The sequence below is a fragment of the uncultured Megasphaera sp. genome, from assembly GCF_958350005.1.
Lineage (GTDB): Bacteria > Bacillota > Negativicutes > Veillonellales > Megasphaeraceae > Megasphaera.
The window spans coordinates 1-4,131 of record NZ_CATWFF010000173.1 but is presented as its reverse complement, the minus strand read 5'-3'; the positions used below and the strand labels follow the sequence as shown (position 1 = coordinate 4,131).

Genomic DNA, 4,131 nt, shown 5'->3' with positions numbered 1-4,131 from the left:
AAAAAAAATATAATAAATGAAAAAAGAATGGAGTGATATAATTTATGAGTTATGGTGTGCGAATTGAATGTTGGGGGAAAGGAGCTTGCTTTACAAGGCCGGAGCTAAAAACAGAACGAGTATCTTACGATATGATGACGCCGTCAGCAGCTCGCGGACTGGTAGAGGCTATTTTCTGGCATCCTGGGTTAACGTATATCATCGATGCCATTTACGTGCTGTCACCTATTACGTTTACCAATGTGCGGCGAAATGAGGTAAAATCAAAACTGATGGCAACGACGCTGCAAAAATCCGCAGTAGCAGGAAGAACTGCCTATTTGGCAACGTCTGCTGAGATACAACAGCGGGCGTCTATGATTCTTCAAGATGTACATTATGGGATTTCTCTCCATTTTGAGATGACTGATAAGGCTGCGCCTGGCGATAATCCGGGAAAATTTAAGGAGATGCTGAGCCGTCGGGCCAGAAAAGGTCAGTGCTATCATCAGCCTTATTTTGGCTGTCGTGAGTTTCCGGCACGATTCCGATTAATCGAAGAAGGGGAGAAAATCATTCCCTATCCGGAAACGCGGGACCTGGGATATATGTTGTATGATATGGACTATAGTGATCCGCAGCATATAGAGCCTGTGTTTTTCCGGGCCAAACTGGAACAAGGTGTGCTGGATCTGCGGGATTGCGAGGTGCATCGATAATGCTGGAGTCTCTGGTTACGTTATATGAAACCCTGCATCGTCGCGGCGACATACAGGGCGAAGGTTGGAGCCGCGGCAAAGTTTCGCAGCGCCTCATTTTAAATGAAGAGGGGATGTTGATTGGCGTTATTTCTGCTATGAAAGAGGTTCAGCGCGGTAAAACGACGAAAGAAGTCCCGCAGGAAATGAATATACCCAAACAAGATCCACGCCAATCTAACGTTAAGGCAAGATTTTTGTGTGATACAAGCTGTTATTTTCTAGGTATAGAGAAGAAAAGGAAACCAGATTGGGCAAAAAAACGTTTTGAAGCTTCACGACAGCTTCATCATGCTGTTTTAGATGATTGCCCGGCGACAGCAGCTAAAGCGGTATTACAGTTTTTTGATACATGGAGTATTGAACATGCTTTGGATAACCCTGTTTTTCAACAATATCAGGACGATCTTCTTCGTGGGGGCAATCTGATTTTTCAGGTACAGGGACAGGATGTACAAGATGCTCCTCTGGTACAACAGGCTTGGGAGAAATGGTACAGAAGCAGGAATAATGCATCCGATGTGGTTCTGGGGCAGTGTCTGGTAACAGGAAAAAAATCAGTACCTATCGCACGGTTACATCCGGATATTAAAGGTGTACATGGTACTAAAGCTATGGCTCTTTTGGTATCCTTTAATGCCAGTGCTTATGAATCGTATGGCCATGACAGAGCGCAAGGGCTTAATGCGCCGGTCAGTGAGTACGCGGCCTTTGCTTATGGTGCGGCATTAAATTATTTGCTGGCCGATACGGAGCATGCACAAATCCTGGGAGATACGACGCTGGTATACTGGGCACAATCGGGGAAATCGGTTTTTGCCGATACGGTTTTACACTTAGTCAATCCAGGATGGCAGAAAAAAATAGGTGATGGTGAATTGAAGACAATCGTGACAGCTATGGCGCAGGGAATACCTGTATCCATAAACGATGTTACTATTCATCCGGAAGAGCCATTTTATCTGCTGGGGCTGGCTCCTAATGCAGGTCGTTTATCTGTACGATTCTTTCTGTGCAATACGTTTGGACAAACTATTCAGCACCTATTGGCCCACCAGCGACGGATGGAGATTATCGGCCTTTTCCGAGATAACGAAATCAGTATCCCCATGTGGCGTATTCTCGTAGAAACGGTTAAACGTACTGAGAGAGACAAAAAATTACCAAAAGACATTATACGAGCTGTTTTTCCGAAGTTGGCAGGGGACTTTATGCGGGCTGTTTTACTGGGAATGAACTATCCGGAAAGCTTGTATCAAAATATCATGCTGCGAATTTTTGCTGATAAAGATGTATACAGTGAAAAAGGAACGAAGCCCTTTGATACGGTAAATTGTATTCGAGCAGGTATCATTAAGGCGTATTTATTGAAAAACCATGCAGCGCGGTGGAAGGAGAAGATTACTGTGGCGGTAAATGAAAATTGCGTAGAAACTCCGTATGTATTAGGTCGTATTTTCTCCGTATTGGAACTAGTTCAGCAAACGGCTAACCCAGAGATTAAAGCGACTATTAAAAATCGATATTTTAATTCAGCCTGTGCTACACCGGCTTCAGTATTCCCCATTTTATTTAAATTAGCCAATACCCATTTGGATAAAATAGAGAAAAAAGAACAGGGAAAAGTAATTTGGCTGAATAAAAAACTGGGGCAGTTATTGGAAAAGATTACCATGCCTGAAATGGGAACACCACTGCCCAAACGATTGACCTTGGAAGAACAAGGGGCCTTTGTCTTGGGATATTATCAGGAAACCCAGGCGCGGTATACGAAAAAGGAGGAAGCATAATATGGCAAATGTAATCCAGCATCGTTATGATTTTATCATTTTGTTTGATGTAACCAATGGCAATCCCAACGGTGATCCTGATGCAGGGAATATGCCGCGCATCGATCCGGAAACAGGGCTGGGGCTGGTAACCGATGTATGCCTGAAACGTAAAATCCGTAATTATATAGAAGCTGCCTGTGAAGATAAAGACGGCTATCAGATCTATATTAAAGATAGTGTTCCGCTGCAAACGAGCGATCAGAAGGCAATTGCCTATTTAGGTGTAGATGATTTGAAAGATATTAAGAAAAAAGATCCAGATGCAGATAGAAAGATTCGCGATTTTATGTGTCAGAATTTCTTTGATATCCGGACTTTTGGTGCCGTCATGACGACGTTTGTTAAAGGAGCGTTGAATTGTGGGCAAGTGCGGGGTCCTGTGCAGCTTGGCTTTGCCCGCAGCATCGATCCCATCGTCCCTCAAGAAGTTACTATTACTCGGACGGCTATTACGACGGTAAAAGATGCAGAACGGAAAAGCACGGAAATGGGTCGGAAATATATTGTACCATATGGCCTGTATCAGGTGGAAGGATATATTTCTGCCAATCTGGCCCGTAAGGTAACCGGATTTTCGGAAGAAGATTTACAACTATTGTGGAATGCCATCGGGAATATGTTCGAACTGGATCATTCAGCTGCTCGCGGTAATATGGCTGTACGGGAATTGATTGTATTTGAACATGACAGTGAGCTGGGGAATGCACCGGCATATAAACTCTTTGAACGAGTACATGTATCCTTGAAAGATGGCGTTCAGGTGCCACGGTCCTATAGTGACTATCAGGTTATTGTAGATACGGAGGCTTTGCCGGCAGGTGTTACATGTGAGCAAAAAATATGAAATACCATGAAGATCAGTACTTGATGATTTCTGGACTGCAGCATTTTGTATTTTGCCGCAGGCAGTGGGCTTTGATTCATCTGGAACAGGTCTGGCAGGATAATTATCTAACTGCAGAAGGCATCGTTCTGCATAAAAATGCGCATAATGAAAAACTGGTTGAAAAACGAAACGATTGCCTTACTGTACGGGGAATGCGTGTTTCTTCTTCTGCCTTGGGAATGAGCGGAATCTGTGATGTTGTTGAATTTCATCAGGCAGAAGAAGGGGCTGTACTACATGGACATGATGGTCAATGGCAGGTAGTTCCTATCGAATATAAGAGAGGAACAGATAAAGAAGACGACAGTGATGCATTGCAGCTATGCTGTCAGGCTATGTGTCTGGAGGATATGCTGGCCTGTACGATTCCAATGGGATATCTCTACTATCATGCAAAACGGAGGCGTACGCCTGTAACTTTTACGGAAGAGCTGCGCAGTCGTGTACAGTCTGCTGTAGAAGAAATGCATGAATACTATCGGCGTGGATATACGCCGAAAAGTAAAGTGACCAGAAAATGCCGGTCGTGCTCGCTGCGCAATGACTGTGTGCCACAATTATGCAAAACTGTATCAGTAAAAGCCTATTACGCCAGCATACTGGGAGGGGACGAACTGTGAGAAAATTTTTAAATACCCTCTTTATCATGCGGGAAGATGCGTATCTATCCCTGGAA

At 44.0% G+C, this 4,131-nt stretch carries 4 protein-coding genes; all 4 read left to right on the top strand.

The annotated features are described in order from the left end of the window. Positions 1-44: 44 nt before the first annotated feature. From cas5c to cas4, 4 genes are read left to right on the top strand one after another with little or no spacing between them, the layout of a single operon-like run. Positions 45-698, top strand: coding sequence for a type I-C CRISPR-associated protein Cas5c (gene cas5c, locus Q3886_RS08835; RefSeq protein WP_301861030.1), 654 nt, complete (start codon positions 45-47; stop codon positions 696-698). Continuing rightward, the gene (cas8c, locus tag Q3886_RS08830) at positions 698-2,527 is read left to right on the top strand and encodes a type I-C CRISPR-associated protein Cas8c/Csd1 (protein ID WP_301861029.1); all 1,830 of its coding nucleotides are present in this window, start codon (positions 698-700) and stop codon (positions 2,525-2,527) included. The genes cas5c and cas8c overlap by 1 nt, the downstream gene beginning before the upstream one ends. Position 2,528: 1 nt before the next feature. Further along, entirely contained in the window at positions 2,529-3,413 is an 885-nt protein-coding gene (gene cas7c / locus Q3886_RS08825) for a type I-C CRISPR-associated protein Cas7/Csd2 (RefSeq protein ID WP_301861028.1), read from the top strand. Next, entirely contained in the window at positions 3,410-4,075 is a 666-nt protein-coding gene (gene cas4 / locus Q3886_RS08820; RefSeq protein WP_301861027.1) for a CRISPR-associated protein Cas4, read from the top strand. The genes cas7c and cas4 overlap by 4 nt, the downstream gene beginning before the upstream one ends. Positions 4,076-4,131: the final 56 nt, after the last annotated feature.